Origin of the sequence: Parapedobacter brassicae, from assembly GCF_051400755.1 — a bacterium.
GTDB lineage: Bacteria > Bacteroidota > Bacteroidia > Sphingobacteriales > Sphingobacteriaceae > Parapedobacter.
The window spans coordinates 287,534-308,055 of sequence record NZ_JBLFFL010000003.1 but is presented as its reverse complement, the minus strand read 5'-3'; the positions used below and the strand labels follow the sequence as shown (position 1 = coordinate 308,055).

The 20,522-nt window shown below is 50.1% G+C and carries 13 protein-coding genes; all 13 read left to right on the top strand.

Going from position 1 to position 20,522, the window contains the following annotated elements:
- The 13 genes from ACMGDE_RS10530 to ACMGDE_RS10470 all read left to right on the top strand — a co-directional run bounded on the left by ACMGDE_RS10530 (position 1) and on the right by ACMGDE_RS10470 (position 20,515).
- Positions 1-414, top strand: coding sequence for a hypothetical protein (locus ACMGDE_RS10530; protein ID WP_436832746.1), 414 nt, complete (start codon positions 1-3; stop codon positions 412-414).
- A 14-nt stretch (positions 415-428) separates the two neighbouring features.
- Complete coding sequence (locus ACMGDE_RS10525; protein ID WP_436832745.1) at positions 429-1,790, top strand: hypothetical protein; 1,362 nt, start codon at positions 429-431, stop codon at positions 1,788-1,790.
- Positions 1,791-1,822: 32 nt separating this feature from the next.
- A complete protein-coding gene (locus tag ACMGDE_RS10520; protein WP_436832744.1) occupies positions 1,823-4,849 on the top strand; it encodes a SusC/RagA family TonB-linked outer membrane protein in 3,027 nt (1,008 codons plus the stop codon).
- 26 nt (positions 4,850-4,875) lie between these two features.
- Positions 4,876-6,594, top strand: a complete 1,719-nt coding sequence (locus tag ACMGDE_RS10515; RefSeq protein WP_436832743.1) for a RagB/SusD family nutrient uptake outer membrane protein — start codon at positions 4,876-4,878, stop codon at positions 6,592-6,594.
- Positions 6,595-6,636: 42 nt separating this feature from the next.
- Positions 6,637-7,989 carry a Gfo/Idh/MocA family protein gene (locus tag ACMGDE_RS10510; protein WP_436832742.1) on the top strand — a complete coding sequence of 451 codons (1,353 nt, stop codon included), beginning with the start codon at positions 6,637-6,639 and terminating at the stop codon, positions 7,987-7,989.
- Between the two features lie 29 nt (positions 7,990-8,018).
- Positions 8,019-9,341 carry a sugar MFS transporter gene (locus tag ACMGDE_RS10505; protein WP_436832741.1) on the top strand — a complete coding sequence of 441 codons (1,323 nt, stop codon included), beginning with the start codon at positions 8,019-8,021 and terminating at the stop codon, positions 9,339-9,341.
- Positions 9,342-9,393: 52 nt separating this feature from the next.
- Positions 9,394-10,611: an N-acetylglucosamine-6-phosphate deacetylase gene (gene nagA, locus ACMGDE_RS10500; protein ID WP_436832740.1), complete on the top strand. Its 1,218-nt coding sequence runs from the start codon at positions 9,394-9,396 to the stop codon at positions 10,609-10,611.
- Between the two features lie 31 nt (positions 10,612-10,642).
- Positions 10,643-11,425: a glucosamine-6-phosphate deaminase gene (locus tag ACMGDE_RS10495; protein ID WP_436832739.1), complete on the top strand. Its 783-nt coding sequence runs from the start codon at positions 10,643-10,645 to the stop codon at positions 11,423-11,425.
- Between the two features lie 45 nt (positions 11,426-11,470).
- Positions 11,471-12,982 carry a GNAT family N-acetyltransferase gene (locus ACMGDE_RS10490; protein ID WP_436832738.1) on the top strand — a complete coding sequence of 504 codons (1,512 nt, stop codon included), beginning with the start codon at positions 11,471-11,473 and terminating at the stop codon, positions 12,980-12,982.
- Positions 12,983-13,127: 145 nt separating this feature from the next.
- On the top strand, positions 13,128-13,679 hold the full coding sequence (locus tag ACMGDE_RS10485; RefSeq protein WP_436832737.1) for an RNA polymerase sigma factor: 552 nt from the start codon (positions 13,128-13,130) through the stop codon (positions 13,677-13,679).
- Between the two features lie 72 nt (positions 13,680-13,751).
- Positions 13,752-14,948, top strand: coding sequence for a FecR domain-containing protein (locus ACMGDE_RS10480; RefSeq protein ID WP_436832736.1), 1,197 nt, complete (start codon positions 13,752-13,754; stop codon positions 14,946-14,948).
- Positions 14,949-15,151: 203 nt separating this feature from the next.
- Entirely contained in the window at positions 15,152-18,565 is a 3,414-nt protein-coding gene (locus tag ACMGDE_RS10475) for a SusC/RagA family TonB-linked outer membrane protein (protein WP_436832735.1), read from the top strand.
- A 15-nt stretch (positions 18,566-18,580) separates the two neighbouring features.
- Positions 18,581-20,515, top strand: a complete 1,935-nt coding sequence (locus tag ACMGDE_RS10470; RefSeq protein ID WP_436832734.1) for a RagB/SusD family nutrient uptake outer membrane protein — start codon at positions 18,581-18,583, stop codon at positions 20,513-20,515.
- The last annotated feature ends 7 nt before the right edge of the window (positions 20,516-20,522 follow it).

Here is a 20,522-nt window from a genome sequence, read left to right as displayed (position 1 = left end):
ATGGACAAACAACAGATGAACGGAAAACAACGGATGAACGAAAGAAGAATGTTTCTACGGGAACTATTCGCTTGGGGGCTTTCGATTTCCGCTGGCGGGCTATTGGCCGGTGCATGTTCCCAATCGGCCACGGACAAGGGCAGTAACAAGGAAGGCGACCCCATGGCGCGTTTCGGTGGTAACTGCGGCGACTATAGCAAGCTCACCGATGCCGATTTCAAGGCCCGCAAACAGTTGGGCTATCAAGAGCAATCGCCCACGGAAGACACCCAATGTCAGAAATGTAATTTATGGCTGCCGCCCAAGAAGGATCAAACCTGTGGGGGATGCACCTTATTTTCAGGTCCCATTGAGCCCGAGGGAACCTGTACCTATTGGGCGCCGAGGACAGAAGGCAGTCAGCTAATGGGTTGACGAAAATGGATGCTATGAAGTGTAGAATATTCTTTTGCTGGTGCTGCATCGCAACGACGCTCGTTTGCGCACGTGTGCATGGCATGTCGCCCGCTGCGGGGGTACGCGTGTGCACCTTCGATGTAGATGCCACGCCACCCGTCGGCAGCTACCTGACTTATGACCGGATGACCCACACGTGGGACATGGGCCTGCGGGCACGCGGTATCGTGATCATTGGGGCGGGACAACCCATCGTGCTATGTGCGGTAGATTGGATCGGAATCGCAAACGATGGACAGGATGCATTCAAACGGGTGCTCGCCACCGCTGCAGGTACTGTAGAAGCGCGGGTGCTGATACATACCGTGCATCAGCATGATGCGCCGACGTGCGATTTCGGTGCAGAGCAGCTATTGAAGTCCAAAGGGTTGGACCTGATCAATTTTGATGGCACATTCGCCAGGGCAGTCCTGGCCCGGCTGGATTCGGCCGTGCGTGTTGCGCTAGACCATAGTCAGCCGGTCACGCACCTCGGCCTGGGTGAGGCGCAGGTCTATGAAGTGGCCTCCAACAGGCGGATACTGGATGCCAACGGCAAAGCGACGATCAGCCGCACCTCGGCGACCAAGGACGCCGAGGTGCGCGCCCTGCCCGAGGGGCTGATCGACCCCATGGTGTCGCTGGTCAGCTTTTGGAACGGCGACACGCCGGTAGCCGTACTCAGTTACTATGCCGTGCACCCCCAAAGTTATTACCGCACGGGCAATGCGAGTCCCGATTTTCCGGGAATCGCCCGCTTTTTACGGCAACTGGCGGTACCCGAAGCCCTGCACATTCACTTCAACGGAGCGGGGGGCAACGTGACCGCCGGAAAATACAACGACGGCTCGAAAGGGAACCGGTGGAAGCTGGCGGAGCGACTGGCCGACGGCATGGCCCGGGCTTGGGAACAAACGAAACGGCAGGAGCTGACGCCTGCCGACATCGCCATCGCGACGGCGCCGCTTAAACTGCCGGTCTCCACCGATGCGATCCGGTTGGAAGCCGAGCTGACGACGCGTGATCCGATCTACCTGGCGAACAATGTTTACAAATTGGTATGGTCCAAACGGCAGGATGCGGGGAAATACATCGACGTATCGTGCCTGACCTTGGGTAATGCCAAGGTACTCCACTTGCCGGGCGAACCTTTCGTGGAATACCAGCTTGCGGCAAAGGCCATGCGCAAAGATTGCTTTATCGCCGTCGCAGGCTATGGCGATTATGGTCCGGGATACATCTGTACCGCCAAAGCGTATGAAGAAGGGGGGTATGAAGCCGGACCGGCATCGGGCACGACGGCCGATGCGGAAGCGGCAGTATTGGCTGTGATGGAACAATTGTTACACCGGTAAAAACAGCAACAAATCCTAACAAACGTATGAACATGAAAAAAGTACATTATTTGGTTGTGTTGTTCAATCTGTTGGTTTTTGTCCGTCCGCTTCCCGCGGCTATTGGACTGCAGCAGCTATCGGTAACCGGAACGGTCACCAATAGTCAAGGCACTCCTTTAGAAGGCGTAAGCGTGAACATCAAAGACACCAATACGGGTACGGCAACGGATGCCGAAGGGAAATTCGTGCTGGAGCAGGTCAGCACTGATGCCACATTGGTGTTCCGCAGCGTGGGGTATAAAGAAATGGAAATCGGCCTGTCGGGCAGGTCCGCCCTTGACGTGATCATGGAAGACGATGTCGCCGGACTGGATGAAGTCGTCGTCGTGGGGTATGGGGTGGCGAAGAAGAGCGATCTCACCGGTGCGGTCTCGCGGATTTCCATGGAGGACCGGATGCTTCAGGCGAACACCAATATTTCACAGGCATTTACGGGCGTTGCCGGGGTAAACGTAGACGCCAAGGGGGGCGCCAATAGTGATCCGTCGTTCTCGATTCGCGGGCAAACGTCCTTGTCGGCGAGCGCGAAACCGTTGATTGTGATCGACGGCATCATCTTTAACGGTTCGTTGGCCAGCATTAACATGAACGACGTGGAGCATATCGATATCCTCAAGGACGCATCGGCAGCTGCGGTTTACGGATCCCGGTCAGCCAACGGGGTGATCCTGATCACCACCAAGTCGGGAAAGAACCAGAAACCAACCGTTTCGTTCGATGCGTATGCCGGTTTTCAAGATATGACCAACAACTCCATGCGGGTAATGAATGCAGAAGAATTTGCGTTGCGTTCGTTAGATTGGTATTGGCAGCAGGATGTCTATAACTGGTATCGTACCAATCCGACGAGCGCCGAGGGGCGACCCGCGCGGCCGGACGTCAACGATCGCGACGTGGTGGCTTCCTATCTGCCTACGTATGAGGAGCAACAGAATTATTTACAAGGCAATGAAATCGACTGGGTGGATGAGGTGTTGCAAGTGGCACCGATGCAAAACTACAGTTTGAGCCTGCAAGGGGGAGCCGACCGGACCACGTATTACATTTCAGGGTCTCATTCCAACGTCGAAGGTATCCAATTGAACGATAAATTCAAGCGGTACACGCTCCGCAACAATTTGGAAAGCAAGGTGAATGACTGGTTGACCCTTGGATTGAATACCTCCTATGCGTTTCAAGATAATTCGGGACTTCCGGCTAGCCTGACAAATGCACGGGTAGCGAGTCCATTGGTCAATAATAAAATCGGACAACCGGATTATGATATTTATCTGGGGGGAGAGCTCTACCAGCCCTACCCACTGGTGTACCTTGAAATCGACAACAAAGATGTCCGCAACGAGCTGTTTGCGATCGGCCGTGCAGTTGTGGATGTACCGTGGGTACAGGGACTGCGCTATGAGTTTAATTATTCGCAGACGTATTTCAACACCGAAGTCAATTCGTTCCATTCCAACCGTACCCCAACAGGTTCGACCAACCGCGGATATGCGATCAAAGAGCCCAAGGAAGAGCGAAACTGGATTCTGAATAACATCGTTACCTATATGCGTGATTTCGGTGACCATCAAATCAATTCAACGCTGCTCTTCAGCCGGGAAAATATCCGTGGAAGTACGTCGAAATTGACGGCCGAAGGGTTCAACAACGAATCATTGGGCTTCAATAACATGGGAATCGGAGAGGTCGCTACGGTGGGTTCCACGGCATACGAAGAAAACAGCTTGGCGTACATGGCACGTGTGAATTATACCTATCAGTCGCGTTACCTGTTGACAGCAACGGTGCGTCGGGATGGCTATTCCGGATTCGGTAAAGGCAACAAATGGGCGACATTTCCCTCGATTTCACTCGGATGGGTACCGTCTGAAGAAGCTTTTTTGAAGGATAAGGGACTGTACCTGAAAGTCAGGACTTCGTACGGCGTGAACGGCAACCAGGGAATCGGCCGGTATTCAAGCCTATCGTCCATGGGTACCACCTATTATATATATGGCAGTAATACGGCGATCGGCCTCTTTCCGGAGACGTTGGGCAACCCCGATCTGAGCTGGGAAGAAACCACCTCGTTTAACGCCGGTGTAGATTTTGGGGTATTGAACAACCGGATCACCGGCTCCATCAATGCGTACACCGCGAAGACCGAACACGTATTGGTGAGACGACAATTGCCTCCCGCGGCGGGTTATCCGAATATTTGGGCGAATATCGGTGGGCTGGCCAATAAGGGGATTGAGTTGGAGCTAAATACTATCAACATCGACAGATCGGCATTTAACTGGAAGAGTAATTTCGTGTTTTCAATCAACCGGGACAAGATCAGTCGGCTGTATGGTTCGGACAGCGATGCAGACATTGGCAATGCTTGGTTTGTCGGCAAGCCGATAGCCGCGATTTACGACTACCAGATGGCCGGGGGGGTATGGACAGAGGAGGAATTTTTCAACGGGAACGTACTGTCGGGCTGGTATCCGGGGCAATTCCGGTATGTGGATCAAAATCAGGACGGAAAGATCGATCCGGACAACGACCGCACGATCGTAGGTTACGAATCACCTAATTACCGACTCAGTCTTACTAATTCGCTATCCTATCAGAATTTTACCCTGTCTGTGTTTATCAACTCTATCCAGGGTGGAAACGGCTATTATTTGGCTAATAACGCGGAAATAGTCAATCCGCTTTATACCATGACGCATCGTAGAAACAATTCGGCAATCAACCGTTATTGGTCGCCAGAGGCTCCTACGACCAACACGACAGGGATTTACAACAACCCCCAGCGCCAAAGCGGAATTTATCAAAGCCGCAGCTTTGTGCGGTTGCAGGATGTGTCGCTGGCCTACCGATTCGGCCAACCGGTACTGGATAGGCTGAAGTTAAATGACTGTCAGGTATATATATCCAGCAAGAATCCCTACGTCTGGACCAACTGGCAGGGATGGGATCCGGAAATCGGGGTGAGTGACACGCCGCTGATGCGGAATGTGGTGTTCGGTGTCAGACTGAGTTTATAGCTATTTATACATTACGATTTGTAATCATGAAAACGTATTTAACTGACTTCTTATCGAATTTTCTGTGTCCCGCATTGGTTCTGTCGCTGGCATTGTCTGCATGCAACGACAGCGTATTGGAGGAAGTTCCTTTGGATTTCTTTTCGCCGGACAATTCATTTACTACGGAAGCCGGGGCGTTGCAAGGGATCACGGCACTGCATGATCGGGTACGTACAGCCTATTACAGCTATACCGAATTTGGAACGATGAATTGGGCAACACATGGCTCAGACCTGGGGTTTAACGGCGAAATACCGGAAAGGGGGAGCCCGTACCTGAATTCCTACCGCGATATGACGCCTATTTGGAAACCCGTTGTTGATCACTGGACAGCCGGCTTTAAAATCATCCAGTGGGCCAACGTGTTGATTGATCAGCTGCAACAGCTGGATCCTGGGGTGTTTGCAGCGGGCGAAGAAGGGAAAAACGGCTATATCGGAGAAGCACGCTTTTTCCGGGCGTTTGCGTACCGGAATCTGGTTTCAACCTTTGGCGACATTCCGCTGTTGGACCACCCGGTGCAATCGGCTAAGGCAGATTTCGTCCGGGATCCTGCATCGTCCGTCCTTAAACTGATGGAAGAAGATTTCAAGTTTGCAGCCACCTATTTACCCAAACAGGGAGAAGAAGCCGCGCCGGGAAGGATTACACAGGGGGTAGCTTGGCATTACCTGGCAGAAACGTATTTGGAAGAAAAAAATCCGGAGGCGGCGGTTGAAGCGGCCTCGCAAGTAGTTGATGGTTACCATTACAACCTGATGACCGAACGCTTCGGAAACCGGTTGGCGAACGATTACCTGGGATCAGGTGATGTGTACTACGATCTATTCGGGTATTCCAACCACAACCTCGCCAACAATACAGAGGCCATGTGGGTCATCCAGATCGAGCCGAATATCACGGGGGGTAGTCAGGTGTCGTCGGCATATATTTACGGACCACGCTATTTCGATATCGGGCTCACGCCCGATGGGAAGAAAGCCATTCTGGGAAATTTTTATAACGGAAACTATACAGGATACAACGATACGCTGAGTAGGCCAACAGGCAACGCCCGGGGCACCAATTTCGTCCACTATTACATGTGGGAAGGGGAATGGAACACCGACATCCGAAATGCGAAACATAATATAAAGCGGGATTTTTATTTCGACAATCCGGAATCGGCTTACGATGGCCATAAAATAGATTTCAGTTTATATAAGAATCCGAAAAGATCAAACCCGATGCTGGATACCTGTAAAATCCTCTTCCCTACCTTCATGAAATTCCATGATCCGGGTAATTATTTCGTGGATCCCGGGCGTTCCGGGGGCGGTGTTACCCACAAGGATTGGTATGCACTGCGCTTTGCCGAAACACTGCTGCTCCGCGCGGAGGCTTATCTCGGCACCGGCCGGCCCGACTTAGCGGCGGAAGACATCAACAAGGTGCGAAACCGGGCGCATGCGACGCCGGTGTCGGCGGCGGATGTCGATATCGACTACATTCTCGACGAAAGGGCCAGGGAACTCTATGGGGAAGAATGGCGGCTCATCGCGCTGCGCCGCACGGGTAAGCTGATCGAGCGGGTCCGGAAATACAACGATAATCCCATGTGCCCCGGAGCGGATATCGAAGAGTACAATGTGCTATGGCCCATTCCCCAAAGCCAAATCGATTTGAATGTCGATGCGGAGTTCCCGCAGAATCCGGGATACTAAAGTTTTATTAAATTTACCATGGACAACCAATTGATCAATAACATGAGCAATAATCAGAGAAAATCGAGAAGACAGTTCATCAAGGACGTCTCAGTAGGTGCTGCGGCACTGTCGCTGGTGGGGCATCCCCGCTTCAGTGCCAAAAGCTATGCCCGCATCTTGGGCGCCAATGACCGGATCAGGGTCGCGATGATGGGGGTGAATGCGCGGGGACTGGCGCTGGCCAACAATTTTTCCGCACAGCCCAATGCTGAGGTCGTGTATGTCTGCGACGTGGATCGCCGCGCGGCGGATAAATGCATCGCGGCCGTGGCGAAAAGCCAGGGCAGCACACCCAAGTCGGCCCCCGACTTCCGGAAGGCGCTCGAAGACAGCGGTGTTGATGCCTTGGTCGTTGCCGCTCCAGACCATTGGCATGCACCGGCCGCCATCCTGGCTTCCAAAGCGGGAAAACATGTGTACCTCGAAAAGCCATGCAGCCACAATCCCAATGAAGGCGAACTGCTAATGGCGGTACAAAAGAAATACAACAATGTCATCCAGATGGGTAACCAGCGACGGTCGTGGCCCAACGTGGCGAAGGCCATCCATGAGCTGCATAACGGTATTATCGGCAAACCGTATTTTGCCAAAACCTGGTACTCCAACAACCGGCCATCCATCGGCGTAGGCAAGGAGACCGCCGTACCTGATTGGCTGGACTACGACCTGTGGCAAGGGCCGGCACCGCGCAAATCGTTCAAAGATAATGTCATCCATTACAATTGGCATTGGTTCTGGCATTGGGGCACCGGCGAGGCGCTGAATAATGGCACGCACATGGTCGATCTTGCTCGCTGGGGGCTGCAGGTCGAGTACCCGACAAAGGTGACCTCCGTCGGCGGACGCTACCGTTACCAAGACGACTGGCAGACGCCGGATACACAGGTCATCAACCTCGAGTTCGCCGACAAAAGTATGATTTCATGGGAAGGCCGCAGCTGCAATGGTCAGACCGTGGATGGTTCAACGGTGGGCGTTATTTTCTATGGCGAAAATGGCACCCTGCAGATCGACGGGGGCAACGCGTACAAGGTATTTGACCTTAAAGGTAAGTTAGTGAAAGAAGTGAAGAACGACGTGACCATTGATGCGCGCAACCTCACCAACCCGTCGCAGGCACTGGATGCCATCCATATCCAGAATTTTTTCGATGGGATCAAAAACGGTAAGAAACTAGCATCCGATATTCAGAGCGGGCATATGAGCACCTTACTGGTGCAGCTGGGCAACATCGCTCAGCGTACCGGCGGCCTGCTGCAGGTTGATCCCGCAAACGGCCATATCCTGAATAACAGCAAGGCTGCCGCGCTGTGGAGCCGCGAGTACGAACCGGGATGGGCACCAACAATATAACTAAGAGTAGATCGCTAAAAAATAAACACATGAGTACAACTAACGCGGTAAGCGTCGCTTCGCTGACCCGCCGGGATACCACCATATCCATCGTAATCATCGGCGTGCTGTTTTTCATCTTCGGATTCCTCTCGTGGATCAACGCCATCCTGATCCCCTATTTCAAGATTGCATGTGAGCTTACGCATTTCCAATCTTACTTGGTGGCTTTTGCATTCTATATTGCGTATTTCGTCATGTCGGTGCCTTCATCGTACCTGCTGAAGGCCGTGGGCTTCAAAAAAGGAATGATGATCGGTTTCATGGCATTATCCCTGGGCGCGTTCATTTTCGTGCCAGCGGCCATGACCCGTACATATGGCATATTCCTGATGGGGCTATTCATGATCGGCGTGGGCCTGGCGATCTTACAGACCGCGGCAAATCCCTACATCACCATTTTGGGACCAAAAGAACGGGCTGCTCAGCGCATCAGTATCATGGGCATCTGCAATAAGTTTGCGGGGATTGTAGCGCCCTTATTGTTTGCTGCGGCGGTATTGCGCCCTACGGATCAGGCATTGTTCGATGGTTTGGCAGGCATGACCGAAACGGCCAGGGCTGCCGCGTTGGATGAGCTGATCGGACGTGTTATTCTACCCTATACGGTGGTCGGCATATCGTTGCTTTTAATCGGACTCGGGGTTAGGTACTCGCCGCTCCCCGAGCTGAATACGGAAGAAGAAAGCGGGGAGACGGCCATAGCCAATACCAGCAAGACGAGTGTTTTCCAGTTTCCCCATTTGGTTTTGGGGGCCGTGGCCATCTTTATTCACGTGGGGGCACAGGTTATTTCCATCGATACGGTTATTAATTATGCCGGATCGATGGGCATATCACTGGTAGAAGCCAAAGTATTCCCCTCGTATACGCTGTTCATGGCTATCGTGGGCTATTGTGTAGGGATCACCGTTATCCCCAGATGGATCAGCCAAAAAAATGTCCTACGACTGGTAACGGCCCTAGGGGCGATACTGTCACTGCTGATTGTGTTTGCAAGGGGAGAGGTCACGTTTCTCGGCCATACCGCTGATATTTCACTTTGGTGTGTGGTATTGCTCGGTATACCGAACTCGTTGACATGGGCGGGTATATGGCCGTTGGCAATGGATGGTTTAGGTCGGTTTACGAAGATCGGGGCTTCACTGATGATCATGGCGTTATGCGGAAACGCTATTATGCCGTTGGTATACGGCTATTTTGCTGATGTAAACGGACTCCGAGAGGCGTATTGGGTGCTTTTTCCATGTTATCTATACCTCATGTACTACGCCATATCCGGTCATAAACTGAGAAAATGGGCGATACGTTGATCAACGATAAAAACGCGGTGAATAGCATAACATATATTATTGAATAGGATAGATGCAACGGGAAAAAATAAAAATCATAAATGGTCACATCCTGACCCCTTATCGGCTGATCAAAAATGGACAATTGCTCATCAGCGATGGAAAAATCCAGGCAGTTGAAGAAAACAATATCGATATCGAGGATGTACAGATCATCGACGCCAAGGGGCTATATGTAGGGCCCGGTTTCATCGATATGCATGTGCACGGAGGAGGAGGACATGATATCATGGACAACACCGTGGAAGCGTTTTTAGGGATGTCTGCCACCCATGCGCGGTATGGTACTACCTCCATGGTTCCCACCACGTTGACAAGTGGGATTGATGAACTGCTGACGACACTCCAAACCTACGAAAAGGCAAAGGAAATGAATCACCATGGAGCAGCATTTCTCGGCATCCATATCGAAGGACCCTATTTTTCGCTGGAACAACGAGGTGCTCAGGATGCACGCTATATCCGTGATCCTGATCCTGCGGAGTACATGGAAATCCTGGAAAGCTCGTCGGCGATCGTCCGTTGGAGCGTAGCTCCGGAAAAGGAAGGCGCCATCGCGTTTGGAAGGGTATTGCGTGATCGGAATATTTTGCCTTCCATTGCGCATACAGATGCGTTATATCATGATGTGATCAACGCTTTTGAAAATGGGTATACACTGGTCACGCATCTGTATTCCGCCATGTCCGGGGTGACGCGTCGAAACGCATTCCGATATGGGGGTGTGGTGGAGAGTGCCTTTCTCATTGATGAAATGGATGTGGAGATTATTGCGGATGGGCGGCACCTCCCACCGGAACTGCTCAAGTTGGTGTATAAAATCAAGGGTGCGGACCGGACAGCGTTGATTACGGACGCCATGCGTGCCGCGGCAATGCCGGCGGGGGAGAGTGTCTTGGGCAGCCTGCATGATGGCATGAAGGTATTGGTGGAAGATGATGTGGCTAAGCTGCCGGACCGCACCGCGTTTGCCGGAAGTGTGGCTACCGCTAATAGTTTATTGCGCAATATGGTCAACTTGGCGGACGTGCCCCTCCTGGATGCTGTTCGGATGTTGTCGGCCACGCCCGCCCGTATGATGGGAATCGCGAATAGAAAAGGGACACTTGCGGTGGGAAAAGATGCCGACGTTGTCCTTTTTGCCAGCGATATGACGATCGACAAAACCATCGTAGGGGGAAAAGTGATTTATGATAGCAATCCAATGGACGTAGCAGGCGAACGGGTTTAACCGATTTCGAGGATCTAGTAAGTTTCGAATCATGTCATCAGTATTCAACACACGTTTTCTCCATCAGCAGGTTGGAGCGCTTGAGGTGAACGGTTTTTTAACCCGGAAATCAATGGGGGAGGCCGCTGCAGCAGCAGTGGTCAGCAGGATAACGGCTCTTTTCGAGCAACAAGACATCATCAACATGGTTTTTGCGGCTGCCCCTTCGCAAAATGAGTTTTTGGAAGCGCTTACCCAAGCGGTGGGAGTGGACTGGAGCCGGATCAATGCCTTCCACATGGATGAATATATCGGCCTGCCGGAAAAGGCACCGCAACGGTTCGGGAATTTCCTCCAGGAGCGGATTTTTTCAAAGTTGCCTTTCCGTGCCGTGCATTACCTCGACGGCAACAACCCCGATCCCCAAAAGGAGTGTTTGCGCTATGCCGGGTTATTGGAACAGTATCCTACGGATATCGTCTGTATGGGTATCGGAGAGAACTGTCATATCGCCTTCAATGACCCGCATGTAGCGGATTTCAACGATCCGGATCGGGTGAAGGTGGTCGACCTCGATCACGAATGCCGGCAACAGCAGGTCAACGACGGGTGTTTCAATGCAATCGGCGACGTGCCGAACGATGCATTGACGTTGACGATCCCCGCGTTATTCAATGCCACGTATATTTTCTGTATGGTGCCGGGGGTCAATAAAGCAAAAGCAATATGGCATACCTTAAATGCTGATATTGCCGATGTTTATCCGTCCACTATTTTGCGGTCCCACGCAAATGCGGTGTTATTCATTGACAAGGACAGCAGTTCGCAACTGTGACCATCGAGGAGATTTCATTATCTTTACGCATTAACACGATGCGCTATGGATATCCAGATTAGGAAATTAACGGTAAAAGATTATGATGATTTAATTGAGTCCATGCGGCAGGCATATGGCGGGGTAGGGGGGCTGTGGACACTCACCCACATCAGGGATCTGATCAAACTGTTTCCAGACGGACAGTTATGTGTGGCCATCGACGGCCGCGTAGTGGCTTGCGCACTTGCGATCATTATTGATACCGACAAAACGGATATTACCCACCCCTATCGGGAAATTATCGCAGAGGGAACGTTTTCGACACATGATCCAGATGGGAATGTACTATATGGCATCGAAGTATTTGTGCACCCTGACTTCCGTGAGCTGCGCTTGGGCAGGAGGTTATACGATGCCCGCAAAGAGCTCTGCGAACATTGGAACCTAAAGGGTATCCTGCTCGGCGGCCGCCTGCCGAAATACCACGAACACGCCGATGAGCTTACACCCCGGCAGTATATCGATAAGGTGAGGCAAAAGGAAATCTACGATCCGGTGCTCACGTTCCAGCTGGCCAACGATTTTCACGTCAAGAAGGTATTGAAAAACTACTTGCCGAGCGATAAAGAGTCCAGGGAATACGCCACATTATTAGAATGGAGCAATATTTATCATGATCCGAAAACCAGATCCGCGTCGCCCACCAAACAGACCATCCGCCTGGGGCTGGTGCAGTGGCAGATGCGCTCCTTCCCGAACGTACAGGCATTTTACGAACAGGTGGAGTTTTTCGTCGATGTGGTGAGCGGATACGGGGCAGATTTTGCCCTGTTCCCCGAGTTTTTCAACACGCCATTGATGGAGCCCAATAATGACCTGCCTGCCATCGAAGCCATGCGGGAATTGGCAAAACTCACGGAGGAAACGAAGCAGAAAATCCAGTCGTTCGCCGTTTCGTATAACGTCAACATCATTGCCGGATCGATGCCGTTTGTCGGATACGGCAATAAGCTCTACAACGTATCATACCTCTGCCATCGCAACGGCAAAACGGATGAATACCGGAAGGTACACATCACGCCTAATGAAACCAAGTATTACGGCATGCATGGCGGTAATGAGGTGCGCGTCTTCGATACCGACTGTGGAAAGGTCGGCATTCTCATCTGTTACGATGTGGAATTCCCCGAATTGGGACGGATCCTCGCCGACCAGGGCATGCAGATGCTCTTTGTCCCTTTTCTCACCGACACCCAAAACGGGTACATACGCGTGCGCAACTGCGCGCAGGCCCGCGCCATTGAAAATGAATGTTATGTAGCCATCGCAGGCTCGGTAGGCAATTTGCCGAAAGTCAATAACATGGATATCCAATACGCCCAATCCGCCGTATTCACCCCATCGGATTTCGCATTTCCCAACAATGCGATCAAGGCCGAAGCCACTCCGAATACCGAGATGGTGCTGGTGGTGGATGTCGATCTGAACCTGCTGAAGGAACTCCATCAATACGGTACGGTGAAGAACCTGCTCGACCGTCGGAAAGATGTGTATCGGGTATCCCTGCTCCGCTAGGCGCTGCGTGCGTGCCATAGCAGGACACCGCAGGATGGTTTTTTGCCAATTTGTAGATACAATTGTATACCATTTAAGAAAATAAACCAGTTAGGTACAAACCAATACACTAAGTCTACCTTCTTTAAATGAATCAAGTTAGGCCATGGACAAAAACCGCGAAACCACATTGCTAATTCGTTTACGCGAGGGCAGTACCGAGGCCTTCGATCAAATCTTCAAATGCTATTTCAAGCCGGTCTGTTACTTTGCACTTCAGCTCACCAACAACCGGCAGCAGGCTGAGGACATCGCTTCGGAATCCCTGCATAAAGTATGGGCCAACCGGATGAACTTCGATGGAATGCCCGCCCTCAAGGCATTCCTGTATAAAGTGGCCAAAAATACGGCATTGAATTACCTGAAGTCTTTGAAAGTACGCACTACCGTACACGAAGAGGTGTTATACCTCTCTGAGCGACAGGAGGATTTTATCCTGAGCAAAATCGTGAAGGCACAGCTGTTGGGCCACATTTATGAAGAAGTAGAAAAAATGCCCTTCAAGATCAAGGCAGTATTCAAACTGATGTATCAGGAGGGGCTTTCTACCAAGGAGGTCTCCGACAAGCTGCAAATCCCCGAGCAGAGTGTTCGCAATGCCAAAACCCGGGCGGTCAATTTGCTGAAAGGGTTGTTGGCCGATAGAAGCCCTGCATAACCCGCAAAAAAAAATTATTGTTTTTGGGTTGAATTTTCCGGTCAGTTGTTATACTGTCAAATAAACCAAATTATGTCTCACGATCCTGATCGGATAGCGGAATTGTTCATCTTATTTGCCCACGGCAAGTTGACGGAACCGGAGCGGATTGAGCTGGAGGGATACACGAAGAATTCTCCTGAATTGCAAGCATTGCTCGATGATCTGAAGATCGATCCTCTCCTGCTACAAGAATGGGCCGTTTTCTCACACCTGAAAACGCCAAATGCGAATCAGCGATTACAGCGTGAGCATGGAGGAGCGGGTAATCCGCTAGGCAAGCTGCGTTTCATGAACCATAGGATGCTGGGGTTGGCTGCGGGCTTTGCGTTGGTACTCGTCATCCTGACCCCGATTTGGACCCGATACATGGGCAATGCAACAGCAGAGAAACTGAGCAGGAAGGAGCGCTATAAAAATGACGTCCCTTCCGGGTCGGAAAGGGCTGTTATCACGTTTGAAAACGGACGTTCGATTTCACTCGACAGTACCGGTGCCGTTGGTGGGCAAATGCCGTTGAATTTGGCCATCCAAACGACAAAGGGTGGAGTCAGGTACCTTCCGGGAGGCAAGGGAGGGCGGACGCCTGGGTATCATACGGTGAGTACTCCCCAAGGAGGTAAGTACGATGTGGTGCTGCCAGACGGGAGCTCCGCAAAACTAAATGCTGCATCGAGCATCCACTTCTCTCCGATTTTTGATAAGGCCAAACGCGTGGTAGCGATCAGCGGCGAAGTATATTTCGATGTCGTGCCTGATCACGCTAGGCCATTTATCGTGCGCCTTCCAAATGGCGCCGAGATCGAAGTATTGGGCACCTCATTCAATGTGAAAGCCTACCAGGATGAAACCATCAAAACAACCCTGAATAAGGGCAGTGTGAAACTCAATGTGGGCGGAGATGCACTACTCATGAAGTCCGGCGAACAAGTCGAACTGGCTACGCAGGCATCAAACCCCGTTTTATTGAAGCGAAAAGTGGATTTAAGCGTTGAAACGTCGTGGAAAGATGGGTACTTCAACTTCGAGAATGCGGAGCTGAAAACGATCATGAATGAGGTTGCCCGGTGGTACGATGTAGATGTTGAATACAAAACACAGATTACAGAGCAATTCAGCATATTGATGCTCCCCCGGAGCTTCTCTATTTCCAGACTGTTGGAGCTGCTGGAATTGACAGGTCACGTCAAATTTATAATCGATGGGAGGAGGATTACCGTTATGACATAAAGAATACTACCAATATTAACCTGGAGAAGCCACACCGGAGGCAACCGATGTGGCTGATTCGTCCAGTTCAGTAACACCTATAAAGCTTTGCGATCACTTTTAGGTTATGTGTTATATAGCTAAACGAAATCAAAATTATGCAATTTTTTTCTTTTATGGGGAGAAATATATACGTATCCCCTGTCACTAGCTTTTTATTGTATTTGAAAATCACCGCGTTTTTTATCGTATTCGCCTCCCTTCAAATCCATGCAAAGGGAGTGGCGCAAACTGTCCGCCTGGACATGTCCAACGGTAGTGTAACGGCATTGATTAAAGATATACAGCGGCAAACCGGATACGCCTTTCTGTATAACCGCAACGATATCAAAGAGCTCGATTCAATCAGTATTTCCATCGAATCCGATAATATCAGCGAGGTGCTTACCGAAAGCTTGAAAGGCCTTCCCCTCGACTTTCTGGTGAAGGAAGACGAGAAGGTAGTTATTCTAAAAAGAAGCGCCAGAAAAACAAATCGGGAGCGGCTTCTGGCAAACTTGCGGCAACAATCTACTGTTCAGGGAATTGTCGTCGATACGTCCGGAACCCCGCTCCCCGGTGTGACGGTGTCGGTGAAAGATCGAACAAGTATGGTCACGAGTACCGACCTAAATGGTCGGTATGTATTGGAAGTGCCCGAAGACGCCATTCTGGTATTTACGATGGTCGGGTATCAAACGGAGGAAGTGACCGTGGGTAGCCAGCGGGAAATCGATATCGTGCTCGAGATCTCCTCTTCTATGCTGGATGACGTTGTAGTAGTGGGTTTCGGCACCCAGAAACGGACGGATATGGTCGGTTCGGTTACGTCCATTAAGCCCGGCAACCTGAAAGTACCTTCTAGTAACCTAACCACCGCATTGGCCGGCCAAGCGGCGGGCATTATCGCGTATCAGCGAAGCGGGGAACCAGGGCAAGATAATGCCGATTTCTTTGTCCGGGGCATAACGACTTTTGGGACAAACACCAACCCCTTGATATTAATCGACGGGATACAACTCACACCGGACGATCTTGCTCGCCTTCGCCCAGATGACATCGAGAGTTTTTCAATACTGAAAGATGCTACCGCAACAGCTTTGTACGGTTCCCGCGGTGCAAACGGGGTGATTTTGGTGACTACGAAACAGGGTAAAGAAGGTCCTGCAAAATTTTCATTCCGCGTCGAAAATTCGATGTCGGCCCCAACGCAGACGGTTGATGTTGCTGATCCCGTGACGTATATGAAAATGCACAACGAAGCGATCCTTACCCGAGACCCCTTGGGAACCATTTTATATTCCCAAGAAAAAATTGAAATGACGGAGGCAGGCAGGTATCCGCTTATTTATCCCGCAAACGACTGGGAAAACATGTTGTTTAAGGATTATACGATGAATCAGCGCAGTAATTTGAACGTCAGCGGAGGTGGTGGGGTTGCTCGTTACTATGTTGCCGGCTCATTCAATCGCGACAATGGTATCCTTAACGTGGACAAACGCAATAATTTCAATAACAACATCGCGATTAATAATTACGATTTGCGTTCGAATGTCAATATTGATCTGACCAATACCACCGAATTGATTGTACGTTTGAGCGCCAATTTTGAAGAATACAGAGGTCCTTTGCAAGGAGGAGCCGAGATGTATAATTTAATGGTACACTCCAATCCGGTGCTTTTCCCTGCTTATTACCCTGCGGACGAAGATTTCCAATATGCGCAACATATTTTGTTCGGCAACTGGAACAATAGCAAAATCAATCCCTATGCAGAAATGGTTCGCGGTTACAAAGAGCGGTCGCGCTCGCAGATATTGGCTCAGGTAGAGTTGAAGCAGGATTTGAATTTCATTACCCAGGGCCTGACTGGCAGGGGGATGTTAAATATCAGCCGCTTATCACAATTTGCGGTCAACCGGGCATATAATCCGTTCTATCATGAAATCAGTAGGTATAACAGGCTAACAGGAGATTACAACTTAGTAGAAACGCTTATTGGTACAGAATATTTAGGATACGGAGAACTGCCAGGGGAAAGAGAACAGTATTCCTCGTTTTATTTTGAGGGAGCCTTAAACTACGTCCGTGATTTCGGGAAACATAACCTCAGCAATATGTTGGTGTTTCAGGCACGGGAGACATTGACCGCCAACGCAGGTTCGTTACAATTGTCGCTTCCTTCCAGAAATTTAGGTTTGTCGGGGCGTATAACCTATTCGTATGACTCCCGTTATTTTGCCGAATTTAACTTCGGATATAACGGAAGCGAACGTTTTGATGTAACTAACCGTTTCGGTTTTTTCCCATCTGCAGGCGCCGCATGGCTCATATCTAACGAAAAGTTCTGGGAAGATGTAAAGCCCGTTGTTAGTAATCTGAAACTGCGCTATACATACGGTTTAATTGGGAATGACCAGATCGGTGGAGCCGAAGACCGGTTCTTTTATCTTTCCGAAGTAAATATGGATAATACCGGAAGACGCGCCATTTTCGGATCGGAATATAATACGATTTATAACGGCATCACAATCAGCCGATACGCCAATCCCTATATATCCTGGGAAAAGTCCTACAAACAAAATTTTGCGCTTGAATTAGGTTTGTGGAATGATCTGAATATCGTTACGGAGTATTTTACTGAAAAAAGAGACAATATCCTGATGACGAGGGCAAGTATTCCCAACACCATGGGCTTGACGGCGGTGCCGCGAGCAAATGTTGGCGAAGCATCGGGCAGAGGTGTCGATATGATGCTGGAATACCAGAAGAGCTGGAATAGCGATTTTTGGTCTTCGGCGCGCGCAAATTTTACGTATGCGACCAGCCGGTATGATGTGTATGAAGAACCGGAGTACAATGAACCTTGGCGCTCACGGGTAGGCTTGTCATTAAATCAGGCAACCGGGTATATCGCTGAAAGGCTTTTTGTAGATGATGAAGAAGCGGCCAGCTCGCCGCCGCAAAATATAGGTACTTCCGAATATGGCGGAGGAGATATCAAATACCTGGATGTAAACCGTGATGGTCAGATTACCGAAGCCGATAGGGTCCCCTTAGGTCACCCAACAGTTCCTGAAATTGTTTATGGATTTGGGGTGTCAATGGGGTTAAAAGGATTTGATTTTTCGGTATTTTTCCAAGGGGCAGCCCGGCAATCGTTTTGGATCAATGCACATAGTACAGCCCCCTTTCTTGGCGACGCTCAGATTCTCCAGGCATATGCCGACAGCTATTGGTCTGAAGAAAATCAAGATTTATACGCTACCTGGCCCCGGTTGGATACAAGGGTCAACACCAACAATGTACCAGGAGCCTTTACGGATGGAAATGGTGCACAGTGGCCCTCAGACCAACGGAATACCTGGTTTATGCGCAATGGCAATTTTTTGCGCGTTAAGCAGATGGAGTTGGGCTATACGGTACCCAGTCGGTTAACTGAACGGATAAAAATGACTAATCTCCGGATCTATCTTAATGGAACCAACCTGCTTCTGCTCAGTAAATTTAAAATGTGGGATGTGGAAATGGCCGGTAATGGATTGGGCTATCCTAATCAGCGGGTATTTAATGTTGGGTTAAATTTTGCTTTCAATTAGTTAAGTATAAGCAACATGAAAAAATTAAAAATCATAATATTTGCCGCTATAATGAGCTTAACCGCTTGCAGCGACTGGCTGGACGTAGTACCCGACGGTATTGCTACCTTAGATATGGCATTCAATTCGAGAACACAAGCCCTTAAATATTTGGCGACCTGTTATTCGTATATGCCAAAAAATGGAGGATCGGGTGATCCGACCACATTAGGAGGAGACGACATATGGACCAGAAGAACCACCCATTTTGCTGGCCGTTTTTCACTTGCCGGCCTTGATATAAGCGAAGGATTGCAAAATGCTACCAGTCCGGTACTTGCAAGATGGGGCGGTATGTATGAGGCGTTGCGTGTTTGCAATACGTTTTTGGAAAATGTCGATTTAGTTCCCGACTTGCCTGCTTGGGAGCGCGAGCAATGGGCCGCTGAGGCAAAAGTGTTGAAGGCCTATTATCATTTTAGTCTGGTACAGATGTACGGTCCGATACCCCTGATCCGGGAAAATATGCCGGTAGATGCGGATGTGTATGCTGTGAAAGTAGAACGGGAGCCGGTCGACGAGTGTTTCAATTACATCGTGCAATTATTGGATGAAGCATGTGTGGGCGATATGCTGCCCACGATTATACTGGATCCGGCAAGCGACTATGGACGGATTACCAAACCCATCGCGCTCTCACTGAAGGCAAAAGTGCTCGTAACTGCAGCAAGCCCGTTGTTCAACGGTAATAATGATCAGGCAACGTTGAGAAACCATGACGGCACACCCCTGTTCGACGCAACATTCAAATCCGAAAAATGGGAATCGGCAATAGCCGCATGCAAGGAAGCGATTGATATTTGCCATGAAGCAGGGATCAGGTTATATGCGTTTGACGATGCTGCCAACCGATACAACGATACAACCGTTTTGAATGTAACCCTCCGGAATGCTTTTAATTTCCGATCAAGTAGTGAAATTATCTGGGCAAACACACAAATGATTTCAATTCCTACAAGTGGGGGGATGATCCATGCATCCATGCCGAAGCTAAATCCGGATTATATCAATAGCAACGACGTTTGCCAGTGGTTGGGTATGCCGATCAAGATTGCCGAAATGTTTTACACGGAAAATGGCGTACCGCTTAAGGAGGATAAAACGAGGAATATCGGAGATCTTTACAACCTGAGAACCGCACAGGCAGCGGATAAACTTTATATCCGGCAGGGAAGAACCACGGTCGATATGCATTTCGATCGTGAACCCCGTTTTTATGCATGGGTAGGCTTCGATGGAGGTGTGTGGTTCGGAGCGGGGCAATATAATGATAAAGATGCATCATCGTTACGGTACCTTGCCTTTAAAGTGGGCGAAACAGACGGCTCGCAGGGACAGGGTAACTGGACGGGCTATATCCCTAAAAAATTCATCCCGTATGAGGCACAGTTCAATGCGATCAACAGCATATCTTCACCAAGTTATGCCTGGCCTGTCATGCGGTTGAGCGATCTGTACCTATTATATGCCGAAGCGATAAACGAAGCCGAAGGTCCCAACGGATCCAATAGCGCCGAACTGTTTCGATATATCGATCTGGTTCGCACCCGTGCTGGTTTAAAGGGCGTGAAGGAATCGTGGGATACCTATGCTAATAACCAGAAATACAACACCCAGGTGGGTATGCGTGAAATTGTACAACGGGAACGCTTGATCGAACTTTCGTTCGAGGGACAACGCTTTTGGGATATTCGGCGGTGGAAAACTGCACCGACTGAATACCATACCCCGCTGCAAGGGTGGAACATGATGGTATCCACCGTTGACGGGACAGAAGAAGAAGTCAACCGGCTGATGTACCAACCGCAGCTTTTGTTAAACCAAACATTTGGCATCCGCGACTATTTCTGGCCCATCAGAACCAGCGATATTGAAGTGAATCCAAACTTAGTACAAAATATTGGGTGGTAACGATAAA

Bases quoted from the DNA above. Each gene is read 5' to 3' on its own strand.
- ACMGDE_RS10530 (WP_436832746.1), top strand. From the start codon at position 1: ATGGACAAACAACAGATGAACGGAAAACAACGGATGAACGAAAGAAGA.
- ACMGDE_RS10525 (WP_436832745.1), top strand. From the start codon at position 429: ATGAAGTGTAGAATATTCTTTTGCTGGTGCTGCATCGCAACGACGCTC.
- ACMGDE_RS10520 (WP_436832744.1), top strand. From the start codon at position 1,823: ATGAAAAAAGTACATTATTTGGTTGTGTTGTTCAATCTGTTGGTTTTT.
- ACMGDE_RS10515 (WP_436832743.1), top strand. From the start codon at position 4,876: ATGAAAACGTATTTAACTGACTTCTTATCGAATTTTCTGTGTCCCGCA.
- ACMGDE_RS10510 (WP_436832742.1), top strand. From the start codon at position 6,637: ATGAGCAATAATCAGAGAAAATCGAGAAGACAGTTCATCAAGGACGTC.
- ACMGDE_RS10505 (WP_436832741.1), top strand. From the start codon at position 8,019: ATGAGTACAACTAACGCGGTAAGCGTCGCTTCGCTGACCCGCCGGGAT.
- nagA (WP_436832740.1), top strand. From the start codon at position 9,394: ATGCAACGGGAAAAAATAAAAATCATAAATGGTCACATCCTGACCCCT.
- ACMGDE_RS10495 (WP_436832739.1), top strand. From the start codon at position 10,643: ATGTCATCAGTATTCAACACACGTTTTCTCCATCAGCAGGTTGGAGCG.
- ACMGDE_RS10490 (WP_436832738.1), top strand. From the start codon at position 11,471: ATGGATATCCAGATTAGGAAATTAACGGTAAAAGATTATGATGATTTA.
- ACMGDE_RS10485 (WP_436832737.1), top strand. From the start codon at position 13,128: ATGGACAAAAACCGCGAAACCACATTGCTAATTCGTTTACGCGAGGGC.
- ACMGDE_RS10480 (WP_436832736.1), top strand. From the start codon at position 13,752: ATGTCTCACGATCCTGATCGGATAGCGGAATTGTTCATCTTATTTGCC.
- ACMGDE_RS10470 (WP_436832734.1), top strand. From the start codon at position 18,581: ATGAAAAAATTAAAAATCATAATATTTGCCGCTATAATGAGCTTAACC.